Raw genomic sequence first — 18,479 nt, forward strand, 5'->3', positions numbered from 1 at the left:
TTTTGCCGCGTGCCGGCGATTCGTTCACGTCATCAGCTCGACAGCGCCAGCCGCGGGCACCTCGTCCGCGCGCCCTCGAACTGTCCTGCGCAGCGACAACACCGCCGCCGGAGTTCCCGTCACCCACCATCAACTGATCATGCAAGCTCGCCGGCCGCGCGTACCCCCGTCTATGCTCCACCGACAGTGCGAGCGTCAACGGGGGACGGGCATGATTGGCACGGTCATCTTTGATGTTGGTGGGACAATTCTCGACGAGTCCCACGAGTTCGCCGCCTGGGCCGACTGGCTCGGCGTGCCCCGGCACACCTTCTCGGCGGTCTTCGGTGCGGTGATCGCCCGGGGTCTGGACTATCAGGAGACGTTCCGGGTCTTCCGGCCCGACTTCGATCTCACGGTCGAGCTGGAGCGTCGGGAGGCTGCCGGCCAGCCGGAGTCGTTCGCCGAGGAGGATCTCTACCCGGACGCCCGGGGGTGCCTGGCGTCCTTGAAGGACCAGGGCCTGTTCGTGGGCCTGGCCGGCAACCAGCCAGCTCACGCCGAGGCGACCCTGCGCGATCTCGACCTTCCGGTGGACGTGATCGGCACGTCGCACGGGTGGGGTGTGGCGAAGCCGTCACCGGCGTTCTTCGAGCGGATCGTCGCCGTCTGCGGTGGTGTCGCGTCGTCGATTCTGTACGTCGGCGACCGGCCCGACAACGACGTGCGCCCGGCCCTGGAGGCGGGCATGAAGACCTGCCTGATCCGACGCGGTCCATGGGGGCACATCCTCGATCCCTCCACAGTGGCCGATCGGTGCCTGTTCCGGATCGACTCGCTGGACGAACTCCCGAGCCTGGTCGCGAAGCACAACGCGGCCGGCGGTTGACCCGCCGACCGCGTGCTCGTGCCGTCCTGGTGGCCGCCTTCCCCTGGCGGCCACCAGGACGGGTCTCAGGTCAGCGAGCAGGCCGCGCCGTTGACGGTGACCAGGCCGGGGCCCGGGTTCGCGCCGCCGCCTGTGGTCGCGTTGAAGCCGAACATCACTGAGCCGCCGGGGGCGATCTTGGCGTTGTGCGACTCGTTGCGCGCGGTCACCGTCGCGCCGGACTGGGTGACCTTCGCCAGCCATGCCTCGCGCACCCGCTGGTCACCGGTGAACGCGAACCGCACGCTCCAGCCGTTGACGGCGGTGGTGCCCGTGTTCTGGATGGTCAGCTGCCCGGTGAACCCGGTGCCGCCCTGCCAGGCGCCGTAGTTGGTGTAGCGAGCCGTGCAGGTGGTGGCCGGCACCGCGCCGGCGTCACCCTGGTCGGCCAGGAACGAGGCGATCCAGGTCAGCGCCGAGTTCCAGTTGATCGCCACCTCGTTCGTCGAGTACGAGTTGATGTCGTCGACGTAGCAGAACATCGGTTCGCAGCCGGCGAGCAGTTGCGCCACGAACGGGTCCTGAAGGGCGGCGTTCGGGCCACCGGCGAGGGAGCCGGCGGGCGGTCGGGGCAGGTTCGGGTCGAGCTGGTGGCCGAAGATCCGGCTGTGCTGATTCTGCGCGGCGTGCTCTCCCCACCCGGTGACGTAGGAGATGTTCAGGGCGTTGCGACCGAGGATGTAGTCCATTGCCTGCACGGCCCCGTCGCGGTAGGCGGGGTTGCGGGTCAGGTCGAACGCGGTGGCCAGCACCACGGCGTTGTTGATGACGTTGCTGTTGCCGCCCCAGAAGTAGCTGTTGGCGTCACCGGGCATCGGCAGCCCGTACGCCTGCCGGCGCAGCTCGGCGAGGTACGTGTCGGCGGCGGCGGTGACCGAGGCGCGGACCCGGGCCAGGTCGGCGGCGGGTAGCCCGTTCGGCACGGTGGCCAGGTCGAGGCGGCCCAGCGCGGCGACGCTTTGCCAGCCGAAGCCCCGGGCGTCGAACACGTTGCCGGTGTGGTGCGGCGAGGCGGTCAGGTCGGCCAGGTAGTTCTGCGCCCCGGTGGTCAGGTACAGCTCGGCGGCCGCCCAGTAGAACTCGTCGGTGACGTTGCTGTCGTCGTACGCGCCGCCGCCGGTGCCGTCGGTCGGGCTGGCGTACACCGCCGGGTGGGCCTTGGCCGCGGCGTAGGCGGTCTTCGCGGCAGTGCCGCAGCGGGTCGCGAACGCCGCGTCGTAGGGGGCGAAGAGCCGGGCGCACTGGGCGGCGGTGGCGGCCATGTTGAGGGTGGCCGCGGTCGACGGCGGGTGCAGCTCGCGCGGCTGCGGGTCGTCCTGCGGGGACAGCGGCAGCCCGGTCCAGTTCTGATCGTGGATCTTGTGGTGGACCATGCCGGCGAGCGGCTTGCCGGCGGGCACCTGCATGCGCAGCAGGAACTCCAGCTCCCAGCGGGCCTCGTCCAGGATGTCCGGCACCCCGTTGTTGCGCTCGGGCACCCGCAGCGTGCTGTCGGCGAGTTCCGCGCCGCCGTTGGCGGTGGCCGCCGTCTTGGTCCGCTCGAAGGTGTTCAGCAGCTGGTAGGTGGCGATGCCGCCGTTGACCACGTACTTGCCGTGGTCTCCGGCGTCGTACCAGCCGCCGCGCACGTCAAGGGAGTAGTCGCAGACACCCGGCTGGCAGGGCACGCTGGTGTCGCCCTGGTTGGGTGCGACGCCGAGGTGGCCGGCGGGGCGGGCGTACTCGTCGCCGATCAGGTCACCGTCGATGGCGATGCCGCTGCGCTGGGCGTAGAAGAACTGCAACGAGTCGGAGCGCAGTTGGTCGTAGAGGGCGCCGGAGATGTCGAACGGGTGGCTGGTCTCGCCGTCGACGGTGAGCGTGAGCCCGGTGCCGGGGGTGCGGTAGCTGGAGAAGTCGACTGTCTGCACGTTCTGCCCGGAGGCGGCGTCGACACCGCGAGCGGTGGTGGTGCCACTGGCCACGACGGCGCCGGCGGCGCTGCGCAGCTGCCAGGGCAGCGCCGTGGTGGCCTCGGTGACGACAGTGGCGTTCTTCGGGCCGCCGGGAAGGTAGCCGACCTGGTTGACGCGCACCCGTGGCCCGGTGTCCGGCACGTACGGCTCGGGCGGCTCGCCGCCGCGCAGCGAGACGTCGTCCAGGCAGATGGTCTGCGCCTGGGCGGCACCGCCGACCTGGAAGATCAGTTGGGCGTTGGGGTTGTCGTCCGGGACGGTGAAGGTCTGCTCGACCCGCTGGAGGGTGCCGGTCGCGGTGGCGTCCACTGCCGCGTACGTGGTGTACGGGGCGCTGCCGAGCTGCAACACGGCCTTGACCGCGGCGCCGGGGGTGGCGGAGACAGCGAAGCCGAGGGTGTATTCGGCGCCGGCGATCAGCGGCACGCCGTCCTGGCCGATGCCGGCGTCCCACGGGTTCGCCAGCCCGCCCGCGACTGTGGTGCAGAGCTGGCCGTCGGTGACCGCCAGCGCGCCGGTGCCGAAGGAGAACCAGGGGCTCACCCCGGCGCTGAAGTCGCCGTTGTCGATCTGCTCGGGGGCGTCCGGTGGTGGGTCGGCGTGGGCCGCGCCGGCGCCCGCGCCGGTGAGGGCCAGAGTGGTCGCCGCAGCCAACAGGAGGCGGCGTCGGGATGGCGTCACGGGGAGTCCTTCCGGGACGGAAAGTGGGACGTTGGTGGTGGCACTGTGATGCGAAGGAACCTGGGAGCGCTCCCAGGTATCGGCTCGATGTTTCCAGTGCCGGTACGCCATGTCAATTGATCTGGTTGGATGGGTTTCAGCATCCGACGAGGGCGCTCAGCCCGGGCGGCGCCCTCCGACGCGCCACCACCCGGACGTGAGATTGGCCGCGCCACGCGCCGTCGTCCTGATCTCCTAGAGACAACTGCGCCCTTCGCCTGGCAGGCTGCCTCCCATGACCCTGAAGCTGCGTTCCGTGGGAACGAGCGACCGTGGGCTGATCCGCAGCGGAAACCAGGACGCCCTGCACGCCGGCACCTGGCTCGTCGCCGTCGCCGACGGCATGGGCGGAATGGCCGCCGGCGACCTGGCCAGCGCCCTCACCATCGACGCGTTCGCCCCGCTGGACGTGGAGACACCCGAGGACGCCCTGGTGGCCGCGCTCGAAGGCGGCATCGCGCTGGCCACCTCCCGGATCCGACAGGCGGTCGCCGAGGATCCCGAGCGCCAGGGCATGGGCACCACGCTGACCGCCCTGCTGTTCGCCCGTACCGGCAGCTGTCTGGCGCTCGCGCACGTCGGCGACTCCCGGGCCTACCTGTTCCGCGAGGGAGTGCTCAAGCAGGTCACCCGGGACGACACGTTCGTCCAGATGCTGGTGGATCAGGGCGTGATCACCCCGGACCAGGCCAGCAGCCACCCGCGCCGGGCCGTTGTGACCCAGGCGTTGCAGGGTGACGAGGTCTCCCCGTCGTACGCGACGATGGTGCCCCGGGCCGGCGACCGGTGGCTGCTGTGCAGCGACGGCCTCTCCAACGTGGTTCGCCCGGACACCCTCACCGAGGTGCTCAGCGGCTATCCGGACCGGGACGCCTGCGCCGCCAAGCTGATCGACCTGGCCCTGCACGCCGGCGCGCCGGACAACGTCACGGTAGTGGTGGCCGACGTCGTCGAGGAGTAGGCCGGCGCTCAGCGCCGACGTGGCGTGGCGTGCCGGGTGGGTGTCGCCGTTCCCGGATCCTCCGGCCACGGGTGCCGGGGATAGCGCCCGCGCAGCTCGGAGCGGACCTGCGGATAGCCGGTACGCCAGAACGACGCCAGGTCGGCGGTGACCGCCACCGGCCGGCCGGCGGGGGAGAGCAGGTGCAGCAGCACCGGCACCCGACCATCGGCGATGCGGGGGGCCGCTGGCCAGCCGAACGTCTCCTGAAGCTTCACGGCGAGCACCGGCGCGGCCGGGTCGCCGTAGTCCAGCCGGATCCGAGAGCCACTCGGCACCTCGATCCGCTCCGGGGCCAGCTCGTCGAGGCGGGCGGCCTGCGCCCAGGGCAGCAGCCGACGCAGCGCCGACGACACGTCCACTCGCGCCAGGTCGGCCCGGCGTCGCGCGGCGGCCAGCTCCGGGCCCAGCCACGTCGGCGCGGTGTCGAGCAACGAGTCGTCGCCGACCTCCGGCCACGGCTCGCCCAGGTGGTGCCGCAGGAACGCGAGCCGCTCGCGCAGCGCCCGAGCCGCTGGCGTCCACTGCAACAGGCCCAGCCCGTCCTGGCGTAGTCCGGTCAGCAGCGCGGCGGCCACCTCCGCCCGGTCCGGCCGGTCCAGCCGCCGCTGGACCAGCTCGATCGCGCCCAGCCGGGTCACCTCCCGGGCCACCACGTCCCCGTCGGACCAGCCGACCTCGCGGCCGGTGCGCAGCAACGGACCGGCCGCCTCCCGGGCCGTCGCCTCGTCCACCGGGGAGGCCCGGCGGATGCGGGCCGACGGCGCGCCGGGGGTGCGGTCCGCGACTGCCACCGCCAGCCAGTCGGACCCGGCCAACCCTGAGCCGGCCGCCAGCTCCGCGGCGGTCCCGCCGGTCATCAGGTACGCCGAACCGCCCGGCCGCCGCACCCGGGCCAACCGTTCCGGGTACGCCAGACCGACGAGCAGCCCGGCGGCGAGATCGTCGCTCAGCCCACCCGAGCCGGTGCGGCCGGTGGCGTCGGCGCGGCCCTTCGGCGGGGCGCCGGCAGGCAGCGCGGCCCGCAGCCGGCGTACCTCGGTGCGCCAGCGGGCGGTCGCGCCCGCGTCCACGCCGGTGCGCAGCCGACGCCAACCGGCGACCAGATCGTCACCGGGGCCGGCCGCGCTCTCCTCGGCGAGCAGGGCGACCACCTCGGCGGCCCGGTCGGCGCCGACCCGGCCGGCACCGTCGAGCAGCGCCCGAGCCAGCCGTGGGTGCGCCCCGGCGGCGGCGATCGACCGCCCCCGTGCCGTGATCCGACCGTCGGCGTCGACAGCGCCCAGGGTCTGCAGGGTGTCCCGGGCCACTGTCATCGCGGCGGCCGGTGGCGCGTCGGGCAACGCGAGCCCGACGCCGTCCGGTCGACCCCAGGCGGCCAGCTCCAACGCGAAGCCGGTCAGGTCGGCGGTGGCGATCTCCGGCTCGGCACGGGCGGGCAGCCGCTCGTGGGTGGCCGCCGACCAGCAGCGGTAGACGTACCCGGGGGCCTCCCGGCCGGCCCGGCCGGCCCGCTGGGTGGCGGCGGCGCGGGAGACCGGCACGGTGACCAGCGCGCCCAGCCCACGGGCCAGGTCGATCCGGGGCACCCGGGACAGCCCGGCGTCCACCACGATCCGCACACCCGGGACGGTCAGACTGGTCTCGGCCAGCGCGGTGGCCAGCACCACCCGCCGCCGGTCCGCGCGACGCAGCGCGGCGTCCTGCTCGGCGCCGCGTTGACGGCCGTGCAGCGGCAGCAGCGCGACCGCGTCCCGCAGGTCGGCCAGCCGGCCGGTGACCGCCGCGATCTCGCCGGCCCCGGGCAGGAAGACGAGCACGTCGCCGTCGTGCTCACGCAGCGCACGCCGGACGGTGGCGGCCACGTGGTCGAGCAGGGCCCGGTCCACCGGTCCGGCCCCGGGCGGGGCGATCGGACGCGCCGGGGGCACCCAGATCCGCTGCACCGGGTGCAACGCCGAGTCGGCCCGTACCACCGGGGCCGGGGCCGGCCCGCCCAGCAGCGCGGCGAACCGGTCGGTGTCCGGGGTCGCCGACATCGCCAGCAGCCACAGGTCCGGCCGGAGGGTGGCGCGCGCCTCCACTGTGAAGGCCAGCACGAGGTCGGCGTCGAGTTGGCGTTCGTGGCACTCGTCGAGCAGCACCGCACCCGTGCCGGGTAGCTCCGGGTCGTGGTGCAGCCGGCGGACCAGCAGGCCGGTGGTGACCACCTCGATCCGGGTCGCCGGACCGACCCGGCGCTCGCCGCGTACCGCGTAGCCGACCCGTTCACCGACCCGCTCACCGAGCAGCTCGGCCATGCGCCGGGCAGCCGCACGGGCCGCCACCCGGCGGGGTTGGGCGATCACCACCCGACCGGTCACCCGGTCGGCCACCGCCAGCGGCGCGAGGGTGGTCTTGCCGGTGCCCGGCGGGGCCACCAGCACACCGGCGCCGGCCGCGTCGAGTGCCGCGACCAGCGCCGGCAGCACCGGACGGACCGGCAGGTCAACTGTTACGTCGGAGAGCACGGCCCAGTCTCGCACCGGGACGGGTGCGTCAGGAGCGACGGACCTCGCCGACGCCGAGCACGAAGGCCCGCCAGGCCGTCGCACCGAAGGCGAGCACCGGGCCGGAGCGGTCCTTGCTGTCCCGGACGGCGACCTGACCGTCGACTGTCGCTACCTCCACGCAGTTGCCGTTGCCGCTGCTGCGCGTGCTGGTGCGCCAGTCCGCTCGGGTCAGGTCGTACGCCGTCATCCGCGGTACCTCTCGTCTGCGTCGGCGTGCCGCAGAGGCGGTCACGCAAAGTTACGAGAAGCATGCTCAAGACGGGTCAACGACGCCGTCGGATCGAGCGCCATCCGGCACAGCTCCTCGTGCAGAAGGCTATACCCGAGCACATGATCGCCTTCCTCCAGAGCCAGCCCCATCGTGAGGTTATCCAGGTAAACCACTGACGCGTCGGCGGCATCGGCGAAGTTGAGGATCACGTACGGGGTGCTCATCGCGGGATGCCCGCCAGCGGTGAAGGGAAGTACCTGGATTGTCACGTTGGGTAGTTGAGCGATCCGGCTCATGTGGACGAGTTGTTCGGCCATCACCGCGGCCCCGCCGACCGGGCGCAGGAGCACCGCCTCGTTGAGGATCACCGACAGATCGACAGGGTCCTCGCGGCGCAGCACCTCCTGCCGACGCAGCCGGGCGGCGATCTTGCGCTCCAGACCGTCCTCGCCGGCGGTGCGTCGGAAGATCTCCCGGGCGTACGCCTCGGTCTGCAGCAGTCCGGGCACCGACTCGGCCTCGTACGTGCGCAGCGCCGCCGCCTCCGCCTCCAGCCCGACGTAGAACTCGAACCACTCGGGGAGCACGTCGCTGTAGTTCTGCCACCAGCCGCGCTGCTGTGCCCCCCTGGCGATCTCGATGAGCGCCTCGGCATCCGAACCGGTCACCTGGTACAGCGCGAGAGCGGCCCGGACGTCGCGCGGTTTGATGCCGATCTGCGCGGTCTCGATCCGGGAGAGGTTGCTCTTCGACATGTCGAGCTGACGGGCTGCCACATCGAGGGTCATGCCCGCGCGTTCCCGAAGTTGGCGGAGTTCCCGGGCGATGCGGCGTCGCCGCACGGTCGGGCTGGCGGCGGGTCGGATGGCGGGAGTGGCGGTCACCGTCCGAGTCTGCCACGACAAGATCCGCAGGTCGCAGATGCACGGAGTGCAACTTTCAAATCTGGGAGTTGCGTTGCAGTAGCTGTCGGTGCATCCTTTCCCGGTCGCGATCACTGTGGACACACCTGTGCGGGAGGACCGTTGCTCATCGCCGACGAGTTCTTCCTGATCGCACACAACGACAGTCGTGGCAAGGCCAAACTGCACCCGGCGGCGACCGGGCTCGGGTTGGCCGGTGGGCTCCTCGGCGAGCTGCTCCTCTATGGACACATCACGGTCACGGCCGGGCAGATCACCGTCATCGACCGGCGTCCCCCGGCCGATGCCCTGGCGCACACGGTGCTGGACCAGTTGGGCGGCGAGTCCCAGCACCGGGAGCTGCGCACCTGGTTGAGCTTCCTGGCGCAGAGCGCCACGGCCTCGGTGGGGGAGCGGTTGGCCCGCGCCGGGGTGCTGCGCCGCCAGGAGAGTCGCCGGCTGCTGCGTACCACCGTCAGCTACCTGCCGATCGACCTCAACGCGGTGGCCTGGCCGGCCACCCGGCTACGGGCCCTGCTGGACCGGCCGGACCCGCCGGGTGTGCCGGACGCCCTGCTGCTCGGCCTGGTAGTGGCCGCGGGGCTGACCCGCGAGGTGCTGTGGAGCGCCGGCCCCCGCGCGCACCACCGGTTGAACGTCCTCATCCCCGCGCTGCCGGCGCCACTCAAGGAACTCGTCGGGCACACCGAGGCCGCCGTCGGCGCCGCCGTGCTGCGCGGCATCCCGTGATCCCCTCCGGTAACCCCCAACCCTCCCCTCGACAATCGGAGTAGTCGTATGCCCCCGACATCGACAGTCGACCGACCCAGCAACGTCTCCGAAGCCCTGGCCCGAGGCCGCCTCGGCATCCCCTCGGTGATCTTCTTCGTCCTCTCCGCCGCCGCGCCGCTGACAGTGGTGGCCGGCGTCGTCACCACCGGCTACGGCGTCATCGGGGTGACCGGCATCCCCCTGGCGTTCCTGCTGATCGCCGCGGTGCTCGCGCTCTTCTCGGTGGGTTACGTGGCGATGTCCCGCCGGGTGGAGAACGCCGGCGCCTTCTACGCCTACGTCTCTCGCGGCCTCGGCCGACCGGCCGGCGTGGGCGCCGCCTGGGTCGCGCTGATCGCGTACAACGCGCTGCAGGTCGGGCTGTACGGCACCATCGGCGTGGCGGCCGAGCCGGTGCTCGACCGGCTCTTCGGCGGGCACCCGCACTGGAGCGTCGTGGCCCTGGTGGCGTGGGCGTTGGTCGGCCTGCTCGGCCTGCTCCGGGTCGACCTCAACGGCATGGTCCTGGCCGCGCTGCTGGTCGCCGAGATCGTGGTGGTCCTCGTCTTCGACCTGGGACAGCTCGGCAACCCGGCCGAGGGTGGGGTCAGCTTCGCCCCGTTCTCACCGGACAACCTCTTCGTGCCGGGTGTCGGCGCGGTGCTGGTGCTCGCCGTCCTCGGCTTCGTCGGCTTCGAGTCGGCGGTGGTCTTCAGCGAGGAGAGCAAGGACCCGAAGCGCACCGTGCCGCTGGCCACCTACCTCTCGGTGGCGATCATCGCCGGGCTGTACGCGTTGTCGTCCTGGACCATGACCGTCGCGGTCGGGCAGGACCAGATCGTCGCCGAGGCCGGCGAGCAGAGCGTCGGGCTCATCTTCAACCTGGCCGCCGCGCACCTCGGCGACACCGCTGTCACCATCGGGCAGGTGCTCTTCCTGACCTCGGTGCTCGCCGCGATGATCTCGTTCCACAACACCACGGCCCGTTACACCTTCGCCCTCGGTCGGGAACGGGTGCTGCCAGCGGTGTTCGGGCAGACCTCGGCTCGTACCGGAGCGCCGCGGGCCGCCTCGGTGGCGCAGAGCGTCCTCGGACTGCTGGTCATCCTGCTGTACGCGATCAACGGCTGGGATCCGGTGGTCCAGCTCTTCTTCTGGGTCGGCACCACCGGCGGCTTCGGTGTCCTGCTGCTGATCGCCACCACCTCGGTGGCGGTGATCGCCTACTTCGCCCGCTCCGCCGGGGGCGAGAACCTCTGGCGACGGGCCATCGCGCCCGGCCTGGCAACCATCGCGCTCTTCGTGATCATCTGGTTGGCCGTGTCGAACTTCGCCAACCTGCTCGGCGTCGCGCCGGACTCGACGCTGCGCTGGGCGCTGCCCGCCGCGTACCCGGTGGCGGCCCTGCTGGGCATCGGCTGGGCCCTGCTGCTGCGCAGCAACCGCCCGGACACGTACGCCCGGATCGGTCTGGGGGCGGCGAGCGCCACGGCCGCCGTCAAGCCGGACGCGCCGGCCGCCGTGGAGGTGACCCGATGAGCGTGGTCATCGAGCAACTCGGGCCGGAGGAGACCACGCTCGTGGCGGGTCGGATCGCCGAGGCGTTCACCGTCCTGGAGGTGACCTACTGGCTGGTGCCCGACCCGAGCAAGCGGGAGGCGGTACTGGCCGGCGACTTCGAGATCCTGGTCGGGCACGCGATGCGGCACGGCATCGTCCACGCCACAGCGGACCGGGCCTCGGTCGCGGTGTGGTTTCCGTCGGTCGGTGAGCCGGCGCCGCCGCCGGCGGACTACGACGCCCGACTGGCCGCCGCCTGCGGTGAGTGGACCGACCGGTTCCAGCACCTCGACGAGCTGTTCGCGGCGCACCACCCGCATCCGGATCACCACCACCTCGCGTTCCTGGCGACCCGGCCCGACCGGCAGGGGCAGGGATTGGGAAGCGCGCTGATGCGCCACCACCACGCCTGGCTGGACGCCAACGGAATGCCGGCGTACCTGGAGGCGAGCAGCCCGCGCAGCCGGGACCTGTACGCGAAGCACGGCTACCTGGCCGGCGAGCCGTTCCGGGTGCCTGACGGCACGCCGTTCTGGCCGATGTGGCGCGAGCCCGTCGGGCACTGAGTCGGTCAGGTCGACGCGAGCAGCACATCCTGTGGTCGCACTGTAACGCTCGCGTGACAGCACGGACAGAGGGAAGGGCCGGGTCCACGGACCCGGCCCTTTCCTCGTCGAACTGTCAGTACGTGCCGTCGAGCTGGCCGCGCAGCTTGGTCAGCGCCCGGGTCAGCAGCCGCGAGACGTGCATCTGCGAGACACCGATCTGGTCGGCGATCTGCGACTGGGTCAGGTTGCCGTAGAAGCGCAGCGTGAGGATCTTCTGCTCGCGCTCGTCGAGGGTGGCCAGCGCCGGGCCGAGGGCCACGCGCAGCTCAGCCAGCTCGAACTCGCTGTCCTCGCCGCCGAGCATGTCGCCCAGCTCGGTGGCGCGCTCGCCGTCGCCGGTCGGGGTGGACAGCGACACCGCGTTGTACGCGCGGGCGCCTTCCAGGCCCTCCAGCACCTCTTCCTCGGTGAGCTTGAGGTGCGCGGCGATGTCGGCGACCGTCGGCGAGCGGCCGAGGGTCTGCAGCAGCGAGCTGTTGGCGTCGGAGATGGCCAGCCGCAGCTCCTGGAGCCGGCGGGGCACCCGGATGTCCCAGGTGCGGTCCCGGAAGTGCCGCTTGAGCTCGCCGATGATGGTGGGGATCGCGTAACCGGCGAAGTCGACACCGCGCTCGGGGTCGAACTTGTCGATGGCCTTGATCAGGCCGATCGCGGCGGTCTGCGCCAGGTCGTCGTTCGGCTCGCCGCGCCCGCTGTAGCGGTGGGCCAGGTGGTTGGCGAGCGGCAGCCAGGCCTCGATCGCCCGGTCCCGCAGGGCGGCGCGCGACGGGTGGTTGGCGGGCAGCGCCGCCATCGCGTTGAGCAGGTCGGCGGCGCTGTCGGTGAGGGCGCGCGGGTCAAGCTTGGTGGTGGCCTTGACGGGGGCGCTCGGCTGCTCGGTGATCGTTGGCGCGGTCATGGGTGGTCCTCCCTGCACCTCGTCCGCTGACAAAAAAGACGTGACGCTTTGGTTTAGCTTCCAATAGGCCGTTCGGGAGTCACCTTAACCTGATCGTCTCCTAGAAATCTAGCCGAAAGGTTGATGTACTTAAGGTGTGTTGAGCAACAAAAAGGGCAAGTGGGGCGGAAGTTCGGGTGGTTGTGAGGATCCTTACCCGTCGTTCCCGCTGCGGGTTCGCTGCCCGGTCGGTCCGGCCGGTCCGGCCGATCGGCCCACGGGTCGCGTCGAGTGGTCAACATGAAATCCGACAAGTCGGCAGGAGTGTCGACTATCCGTCCTTGTCCCGCTGGTGGGACCGGCCGTAGCGTCGCGTGTACACACCCGGTTCGGAGGCACCGTGCTCGATCCAGCCGCTCCCCAGCTTGTCGTGAACAGCCGCACCCTCTACTTCAGCTGGCTGCCGGCGGATCCCGACGCGGTCGCCGCGCTCGTCCCACCCGGGCTCTGCCCCCGCCCCGACCGGCAGGTCTTCCTCAACCAGTACATCGTCGACGACGAGACACAGACCTCCGGCTTCGGCGCGTACTCGCTGACCTACCTCGGCGTCTCGCTGCTGGGCGTCGATGCGCCGGGCGGCCTCAACGCCGGTGGCTGGTGGACCCACTACGTGGCCTCCACCCGGCGGGTCCGCGAGTACGCCCTCGCCCGCGGCGCCCCGGTGCTCGCCGGGCGCACCCGGATCGACGTGAACGGCGAGGACCTGCTCTCCGAGACGGAGATCGACGGCACGCCGTTGATCCGAGCGCGGTGTCGGGTGGGCGAGACCGGGCACGTGATCAGCAGTGGCCACCACCGCTACTTCACCCGGCGCGACGGCCAGTTGCTCAGCTCGGCCTACCCGTTCGTCGCCGAGCCGGTCGCCCCGTTCGAGATCGAGTCGGTGGAGTTCCTCCAGCGCGGCCACCCGATGTACGCGCTGCGCCCGGCCAACCCGCTGACCATCGGCTTCGGCTACTACTCACCGCGCTCGTCGTTCGCCTACCCCGGCGGGTTGAACGTGCACGCGGTCGCCGCTCCTGAGCCGGCCCGATCGCTTCACCAGGTGCCGGCCAGCCTCGCCCGCAGCGGCCTGCCGTCCGGGTCGTAGACCAGCCGGTACATGGGCAGCGCCCAGGCCCTGGTGTACCACGGAAGCCGTTCGGGGCGGTGCGGGCGCAGTCGCCCCGGCGGCCGTTGCCCCACCTGGCCGTCGTCGTACCACCGCTGTAGCGCGTCGGCGGCGGCCGTGACGGCCGCGACGGCGTCCGCCGGGTCCAGCAGGTCGGCGTCGTCAGCGCCGTCCGGGTCGCGGTCCAGGTGCTCGCGCCACAGCCGCAGTCGCAGGTCCCGGGCGAAGCTGCGCGCGCCGTCGCCCCGTCCGGTGGGGTCGGCGGGCTCCCGCTGGTCCAGGGTCTCGTCGAGGACGGCGCAGGACAACTCGCTGTCGTGAGTCCAGGACCGCCGGTTGAAGTTGTCGCTGCCCACGCTGGCCCAGACGTCGTCGACGACACAGACCTTCGCGTGCACGTAGACCGGGTCGCCGGCGTGGTTCTCCACGTCGAACACGTGCACCCGGTCCGGTGCGGCCCGCTCACACAGTGACAGCGCCTGCTCGCGCCCGACCATGTTCGGCGGCAGTGCCAGCTTGCCGTCCACGTCCGGGTGGCGGGGGACGACGGCGATCAGGTGCAGGTCCGGGTTGTCCCGCAGCGCGTGCGCGAACAGGTCCGCGACCTCGGCCGACCAGAGGTACTGGTCCTCCAGGTAGATCAGTTGGCGGGCTCGGCGCACCGCCTTCGTGTAACCCCGGGCCACTGTCCGCTCTCCGTCCGGTGCGAACGAGTAGCGCGGGCGGACGGCGGGGTAGGTGCGCAGCACCTGGATCTGGTGCGGACCGCAGGGCGGCGGATCGGCCGGCTGTTCGGGCAGCGGGTCGGGGCGCAGGTCCGAGCCGCGCAGCCGGTCCCGCAGGTAGGCCACCGGGTTCTCCGAGTCCAGCGGCATCGGGTCGGTCCAGCGTTCCCGGAACACGGTGTCCAACGCACCGACCACCGGACCGCGCACCGCGAGCTGCACGTCGTGCCAGGGCGGGTTGGGTCCGTACCGGGGGGACATCTGCACCGGTTGCGGGTCACCGTGGTGCGCGGCGTCGTCGCGGCGGCTGTGGCACAGGTCGATCCCGCCGGCGAAGGCGACGTCCCGCTCGGGCGCGCCCAGGTGTCGCAGCACCACGAGCTTCTGATGGTGCGAGCCGCCGCGCCGGACGCGTTGGTCAAGCAGCACCTCGCCACCGGCGGCCGAGATCGTCTCGCTGAGGTCGCGGTTCTCCGCCTCGCTGTACGCCAGGACGTCGAGGTGCGAGCGCCAGATCAACCCCTTCACCACCACACCGCGCTGCGCGGCCTGGGCGAAGAGTTGGGCAACTGTCGGACCGTCCGGGCGCAGTCGCTGGTCCGGGTCACCCCGCCAGTCGGTGAAGAACAGGTGGTCGCCAGGGGCCAGGGCCTCGACTTCGTCGACCAGTCGGTCGAAGTACGCGGCACCGTGAATCAACGGCTCGGCGAGGTTTCCCGTCGTCCATACGGGTATGCCAGAGACCGGGTTGGCGCGTTCCTCAGCGGTGAGAAACCAGTCCTGCAACGGCACCGTCCAGCCCCCCTGGAGGTCGGCAACGTCCTCACGGTAGGACCCCCGACGCGGGTCCGCACGCCAGGCCCCCTGACCGGTGACCTGGCCAACGCAGACGGAAGCGACGCGACAACAGCCGAGGAGGCCACACAATGCCCCGCGACACGACGAATCCCGTGACCGAGAACCGCGAGCCGGCGGTGGAGAGCGAACGGGGTGCGCTGGTAGCGGTGTTGGTGATGGTGATTCTGGGCGTCGCCGGGATTTTTGCGGTCTCCTGAGGCGGCGCCGACGCCACCGGGGGTGAACCGGAGGCGTCGGCGCCGAACTCAACTACTGCCGACAGTGGTCAGGGCCGGGCGCCCTGGCCGCCGGTGTGCGGGAGCCGCTCGGTGGGGATCACGCCGAGACGGCCGGCCTGGAAGTCCTCGAACGCCTTGAGCAGCTCGTCCCGGGTGTTCATCACGAACGGGCCGTACTGCGCCACCGGCTCCCTGATCGGCTGACCACCCATGATGTAGAGGTCCAGTGCCGGGGTGTTGCTGTCCTGCACGGTGTCGGCGCTGAACCGCAGCGCGTCACCCGGGCCGTGCACCGCGAGCTGGCCGGTACGCACCGGCCGCCGGTCGGCGCCGACCGTGCCGCGACCGCCCAGCACGTACACCAGGGCGTTGAAGTCGGGCCGCCAGGGCAGGTCGACCTGCGCGCCCGGTTGCACAGTGACGTGCGTGATGGTGATCGGGGTGAAGGTCGAACCCGGGCCGCGGTGCCCGGCGACCTCGCCGGCGATGACCCGGATCAGCGCGCCGCCGTCGGGCGTGGTGAGCAGCGCCGACTCCCGACCCCGGATGTCCTGGTAGCGGGGCGGGTTCATCTTGGCCGAGCGGGGCAGGTTGACCCACAGCTGGGTGCCGTGGAAGAGCCCGCCGCTCATCACCAGGTGCTCCGGCGGCGCCTCGATGTGCAGCAGGCCGCTGCCTGCCGTCATCCACTGGGTGTCACCGTCGGTGATGGTGCCGCCCCCGCCGTTGGAGTCCTGGTGGTCGAAGACGCCGTCGATGATGTAGGTGACGGTCTCGAAGCCGCGGTGCGGGTGCCACGGAGTGCCCTTGGGCTCGCCCGGCGCGTAGTCCACCTCGCCCATCTGGTCGAGGTGGATGAACGGGTCCAGGTCGGTGGTCGACACCCCGGCGAAGGCGCGACGGACCGGGAAGCCCTCACCCTCGAAGCCGCTGGGCGCCGTGGTCACCGTGCGGACCGGGCGGATCGTGGTGGTTTCGTCGAGCTGGGGCAGGCGGGGCAGGACGAGAACGTTGTCGACGGTGATCGCGGGCATGTCGAGGCTCCTAGCGTGAGGCGGGGGTGGTCGAGCTGGCCCGCGATGCCCGCAGGCGCTCGCCGAGCCGGTCGAAGACCCGGGTGAGGCAGGCGACCTCGGCATCGTCGAGGTCGTCCATGAGATGGGTACGCACCGACGCCAGATGGTGGGGTGCGGCTTCCCGCAGGGCGAGCAGCCCGGCGGCGGTGAGCACCGCCTCGCTGCCGCGCCGGTCGTCCGGGCAGGGCTCCTTGCTGACCAGGCCACGACGTTGCATGGAGGAGACCTGGTAGGTGAGGCGGCTGGGCGAAAAGATCAACCGGCTGGCCAGCTCGCCCATCCGTAGCCGCTGCCCGGGTGCCTCGGAGAGCAGGACCAGCACGTGGTAGTCGGGGAAGCTGAGGTCGCTGTCGACCCGTAGATCCTCTTCCAACTGGGTGTAGAGACGCTGGCTGGCCTCGATGTAGGCGCGCCAGGCGGCCTCTCGGGTGCTGTCCAGGCTCTCGGTCATGTCCACGACGGTAGCACTACTTTAAAATTTAAGTAACAGCGTTGAGCGTTGTCTGGGTCACTTTCCCGCGCCCTCGCCAATGAGATCGTGCAGCTTTGAAGGAAACCGGCGTTAATCCGGCGGCGCGTAGGCCGCAGGTTGTGCCAGACTCCGGCCTCGTGGAACACGTGGAACTCTCCGCCGCCGACCTGCTGCTGCGCCCCTGGCGGGATGAGGACGCCCCGGCGGTGCGCGACGCGCTCCGGGACCCGGCGATCGCCCAGTGGAACCCGCAGGGTGGCGACCCGATCGACGACGAGGTCGCGCTGCTCTGGGTGCGTCGCCGGGCCGACTGGTCCACGGGTGGTCATGCCTCGATGGCGGTCACCGCGGCTGCCGACGGCGAACTGCTCGGCTCGGTGTCGCTGCACCGCATCCACGACGGCGACGCGTCCATCGGCTACTGGACGGTTCCCGCGGCGCGGGGGCGTCGGGTGGCGGTCCGCGCCGTCGTCCGGCTCACCGAGTGGGCGTTCGCGGATCTCGGACTGCACCGGGTGGAGCTGTGTCACGCGGTGGCCAACCCGGCGTCCTGCCGGGTCGCCGACCGCGCCGGCTACCCGGCCGAGGGCACGCTGCGCGAGTCGTACCGGTACGGCGACGGCCGCCGCTACGACGAGCACCTGCACGCCCGCCTGGCCACCGACCGCTAGCCGGAGGCGGACCGGGGCCCGCACACGCTCGGGCCCCGGCCGCACGGTTTGTCGCGAACCGTCACTCGGTGACCTTGCGGAGGAACGTCGCGAGAGCGGTCCTGACGCGGTCGATCCGCTCCGGCAGAGGCAGCGGCTCGGGCGCGGGGGGCCCCGCGTGCTTCTTTCCCCGCAGGTACAGCGAGCAGGCCAGGTCGGAGCACAGGTACGTGCCCACGGAGTCGCCCTGCCGTCCGCTCGGACCGGCCTTCGGGGCGGTCATCAACGTGACGCCACCGCCGAGGTGGGTGGTCAGGCAGAACGAGCACATGCTGTGCCGCACGCGCCCCGTCTGGTGGGTCGCGGCGCGCAGCACCACTCCGGCCGGCTTGCCGTCGGTTTCGGCGACCAGGTAGGCCCGCTGCGGCGCGGCGGGATCCCGCCAGCCGAGAAAGTCGAGGTCGTCCCACTGGCGCATTTCAAGATCGTTTGGAACGGTCAGCCGTTTCGCCTCGCCCCGGCTGCAATTGACGAAGGAGGCGCGGATGACGGATTCGGTCAGGACCAACATAGGTAGTAGCCTAGCCACCCTAGGCAAACCATTAACAAAGATAGGTTTGGAGTGTGGTGGATGGCACGCGCAGGGGTGACCGTCGAGCGCCTGACGCTGGCCGCGGCCGAGCTGGCCGACGAGGTGGGCGTGGAGAACGTCACTGTTGCCGCGCTCGCCCGCCAGTTCGGGGTGAAGGACGCCAGCCTGTACTTCCACCTGAAGAACGCACACGAACTGCGGGTCAGGATCGCCCTGCTGGCGCTGGCGGAGCTGGCCGACCGGGTCGCCGCCGCGCTCGCCGGTCGGGCCGGCAAGGACGCCCTGGTGGCGTTCGCCAACGCGTACCGCGACTACGCGCGAGAGCACCCGGGCCGCTACGCGGCAATGCAGATCGACCTCGACCCGGAGACCGCCGCCGCGAGCGCGGGCGTCCGGCACGCCGAGATGACCCGGGCGATTCTGCGCGGCTACCGGCTCTCCGAGCCCGACCAGACCGACGCGGTGCGGATGATGCACAGCACCTTCCACGGGTTCGTGAGCCTGGAGAAGACCGGCGGCTTCCGGCACACCCCGCGCCCCACTGACGACTCCTGGTCGCGCACCCTGGACGCCCTCGACGCCGTCCTCACCAACTGGCCGTCGCGCTGACGGCCGGGTGGGCAGACGTCTGCCCCACCCGGTCGACGCTCAGGT

At 71.6% G+C, this 18,479-nt stretch carries 18 protein-coding genes; 9 read left to right on the forward strand and 9 right to left on the reverse strand.

The window, feature by feature from the left end; all coding sequences use genetic code 11:
* The first annotated feature begins 211 nt into the window (after positions 1 to 211).
* Positions 212 to 868, forward strand: coding sequence for an HAD family hydrolase (locus MED01_RS18935; protein WP_238669894.1), 657 nt, complete (start codon positions 212 to 214; stop codon positions 866 to 868).
* 65 nt (positions 869 to 933) lie between these two features.
* On the opposite strand, the gene MED01_RS18940 is transcribed toward MED01_RS18935, so the two are convergent.
* Positions 934 to 3,543: a glycoside hydrolase family 9 protein gene (locus MED01_RS18940; protein ID WP_238669895.1), complete on the reverse strand. Its 2,610-nt coding sequence runs from the start codon at positions 3,541 to 3,543 to the stop codon at positions 934 to 936.
* A gap of 274 nt (positions 3,544 to 3,817) precedes the next feature.
* Between MED01_RS18940 and MED01_RS18945 the strand changes: the two genes are divergently transcribed.
* Positions 3,818 to 4,543, forward strand: a complete 726-nt coding sequence (locus MED01_RS18945) for a PP2C family protein-serine/threonine phosphatase (RefSeq protein WP_238669896.1) — start codon at positions 3,818 to 3,820, stop codon at positions 4,541 to 4,543.
* Between the two features lie 8 nt (positions 4,544 to 4,551).
* Here the strand turns inward: MED01_RS18945 and hrpB are convergent, their stop codons facing one another.
* The 3 genes from hrpB to MED01_RS18960 are packed head-to-tail and all read right to left on the reverse strand — an operon-like array spanning position 4,552 to position 8,187.
* Positions 4,552 to 7,092: an ATP-dependent helicase HrpB gene (hrpB, locus tag MED01_RS18950; protein ID WP_238669897.1), complete on the reverse strand. Its 2,541-nt coding sequence runs from the start codon at positions 7,090 to 7,092 to the stop codon at positions 4,552 to 4,554.
* 28 nt (positions 7,093 to 7,120) lie between these two features.
* Positions 7,121 to 7,321, reverse strand: a complete 201-nt coding sequence (locus MED01_RS18955; RefSeq protein WP_112678514.1) for a DUF397 domain-containing protein — start codon at positions 7,319 to 7,321, stop codon at positions 7,121 to 7,123.
* A gap of 41 nt (positions 7,322 to 7,362) precedes the next feature.
* Positions 7,363 to 8,187: a helix-turn-helix domain-containing protein gene (locus tag MED01_RS18960; protein ID WP_308193514.1), complete on the reverse strand. Its 825-nt coding sequence runs from the start codon at positions 8,185 to 8,187 to the stop codon at positions 7,363 to 7,365.
* A 183-nt stretch (positions 8,188 to 8,370) separates the two neighbouring features.
* Between MED01_RS18960 and MED01_RS18965 the strand changes: the two genes are divergently transcribed.
* Genes MED01_RS18965 through MED01_RS18975 form a run of 3 tightly spaced genes read left to right on the forward strand, consistent with a single transcriptional unit; the run spans position 8,371 to position 11,144 of the window.
* Positions 8,371 to 8,997, forward strand: coding sequence for a GOLPH3/VPS74 family protein (locus MED01_RS18965; RefSeq protein ID WP_238669898.1), 627 nt, complete (start codon positions 8,371 to 8,373; stop codon positions 8,995 to 8,997).
* Positions 8,998 to 9,045: 48 nt separating this feature from the next.
* The gene (locus tag MED01_RS18970) at positions 9,046 to 10,557 is read left to right on the forward strand and encodes an APC family permease (protein ID WP_238669899.1); all 1,512 of its coding nucleotides are present in this window, start codon (positions 9,046 to 9,048) and stop codon (positions 10,555 to 10,557) included.
* Entirely contained in the window at positions 10,554 to 11,144 is a 591-nt protein-coding gene (locus tag MED01_RS18975; RefSeq protein WP_238669900.1) for a GNAT family N-acetyltransferase, read from the forward strand. Before MED01_RS18970 ends, MED01_RS18975 begins: the two co-directional genes overlap by 4 nt.
* Positions 11,145 to 11,259: 115 nt before the next feature.
* Here MED01_RS18975 and MED01_RS18980 read toward each other — a convergent pair whose 3' ends face one another.
* Entirely contained in the window at positions 11,260 to 12,084 is an 825-nt protein-coding gene (locus MED01_RS18980; protein ID WP_238669901.1) for a SigB/SigF/SigG family RNA polymerase sigma factor, read from the reverse strand.
* 379 nt (positions 12,085 to 12,463) lie between these two features.
* Between MED01_RS18980 and MED01_RS18985 the strand changes: the two genes are divergently transcribed.
* On the forward strand, positions 12,464 to 13,213 hold the full coding sequence (locus MED01_RS18985) for a hypothetical protein (protein WP_238669902.1): 750 nt from the start codon (positions 12,464 to 12,466) through the stop codon (positions 13,211 to 13,213).
* Here MED01_RS18985 and MED01_RS18990 read toward each other — a convergent pair.
* Positions 13,162 to 14,751 carry a phospholipase D family protein gene (locus tag MED01_RS18990; RefSeq protein WP_238669903.1) on the reverse strand — a complete coding sequence of 530 codons (1,590 nt, stop codon included), beginning with the start codon at positions 14,749 to 14,751 and terminating at the stop codon, positions 13,162 to 13,164. The two genes, MED01_RS18985 and MED01_RS18990, sit on opposite strands and share 52 nt — an antisense overlap.
* Before the next feature lie 134 nt (positions 14,752 to 14,885).
* Between MED01_RS18990 and MED01_RS35810 the strand changes: the two genes are divergently transcribed.
* The gene (locus MED01_RS35810; RefSeq protein WP_256441970.1) at positions 14,886 to 15,014 is read left to right on the forward strand and encodes a hypothetical protein; all 129 of its coding nucleotides are present in this window, start codon (positions 14,886 to 14,888) and stop codon (positions 15,012 to 15,014) included.
* A 68-nt stretch (positions 15,015 to 15,082) separates the two neighbouring features.
* Here MED01_RS35810 and MED01_RS18995 read toward each other — a convergent pair whose 3' ends face one another.
* Positions 15,083 to 16,069, reverse strand: a complete 987-nt coding sequence (locus MED01_RS18995; RefSeq protein WP_238669904.1) for a pirin family protein — start codon at positions 16,067 to 16,069, stop codon at positions 15,083 to 15,085.
* Between the two features lie 10 nt (positions 16,070 to 16,079).
* On the reverse strand, positions 16,080 to 16,562 hold the full coding sequence (locus MED01_RS19000; protein ID WP_238669905.1) for a MarR family winged helix-turn-helix transcriptional regulator: 483 nt from the start codon (positions 16,560 to 16,562) through the stop codon (positions 16,080 to 16,082).
* A gap of 158 nt (positions 16,563 to 16,720) precedes the next feature.
* Between MED01_RS19000 and MED01_RS19005 the strand changes: the two genes are divergently transcribed.
* On the forward strand, positions 16,721 to 17,254 hold the full coding sequence (locus MED01_RS19005; RefSeq protein ID WP_238669906.1) for a GNAT family N-acetyltransferase: 534 nt from the start codon (positions 16,721 to 16,723) through the stop codon (positions 17,252 to 17,254).
* A 61-nt stretch (positions 17,255 to 17,315) separates the two neighbouring features.
* Here the strand turns inward: MED01_RS19005 and MED01_RS19010 are convergent, their stop codons facing one another.
* Positions 17,316 to 17,804 (reverse strand): FBP domain-containing protein, encoded by a 489-nt coding sequence (locus tag MED01_RS19010; protein WP_238669907.1) that lies wholly within the window; start codon positions 17,802 to 17,804, stop codon positions 17,316 to 17,318.
* A 60-nt stretch (positions 17,805 to 17,864) separates the two neighbouring features.
* Here MED01_RS19010 and MED01_RS19015 point away from each other — a divergent pair, with 60 nt between their 5' ends.
* Complete coding sequence (locus MED01_RS19015) at positions 17,865 to 18,434, forward strand: TetR/AcrR family transcriptional regulator (RefSeq protein WP_238669908.1); 570 nt, start codon at positions 17,865 to 17,867, stop codon at positions 18,432 to 18,434.
* The last annotated feature ends 45 nt before the right edge of the window (positions 18,435 to 18,479 follow it).

This window comes from Micromonospora alfalfae (genome assembly GCF_022230925.1).
Taxonomy (GTDB): domain Bacteria; phylum Actinomycetota; class Actinomycetes; order Mycobacteriales; family Micromonosporaceae; genus Micromonospora; species Micromonospora alfalfae.

Coding starts and splice junctions, on each gene's coding strand:
- MED01_RS18935 (WP_238669894.1), top strand. CDS start 212: ATGATTGGCACGGTCATCTTTGATGTTGGTGGGACAATTCTCGACGAG.
- MED01_RS18945 (WP_238669896.1), top strand. CDS start 3,818: ATGACCCTGAAGCTGCGTTCCGTGGGAACGAGCGACCGTGGGCTGATC.
- MED01_RS18955 (WP_112678514.1), bottom strand. CDS start 7,321: ATGACGGCGTACGACCTGACCCGAGCGGACTGGCGCACCAGCACGCGC.
- MED01_RS18970 (WP_238669899.1), top strand. CDS start 9,046: ATGCCCCCGACATCGACAGTCGACCGACCCAGCAACGTCTCCGAAGCC.
- MED01_RS18975 (WP_238669900.1), top strand. CDS start 10,554: ATGAGCGTGGTCATCGAGCAACTCGGGCCGGAGGAGACCACGCTCGTG.
- MED01_RS18980 (WP_238669901.1), bottom strand. CDS start 12,084: ATGACCGCGCCAACGATCACCGAGCAGCCGAGCGCCCCCGTCAAGGCC.
- MED01_RS35810 (WP_256441970.1), top strand. CDS start 14,886: ATGCCCCGCGACACGACGAATCCCGTGACCGAGAACCGCGAGCCGGCG.
- MED01_RS18995 (WP_238669904.1), bottom strand. CDS start 16,069: ATGCCCGCGATCACCGTCGACAACGTTCTCGTCCTGCCCCGCCTGCCC.
- MED01_RS19000 (WP_238669905.1), bottom strand. CDS start 16,562: ATGACCGAGAGCCTGGACAGCACCCGAGAGGCCGCCTGGCGCGCCTAC.
- MED01_RS19010 (WP_238669907.1), bottom strand. CDS start 17,804: ATGTTGGTCCTGACCGAATCCGTCATCCGCGCCTCCTTCGTCAATTGC.
- MED01_RS19015 (WP_238669908.1), top strand. CDS start 17,865: ATGGCACGCGCAGGGGTGACCGTCGAGCGCCTGACGCTGGCCGCGGCC.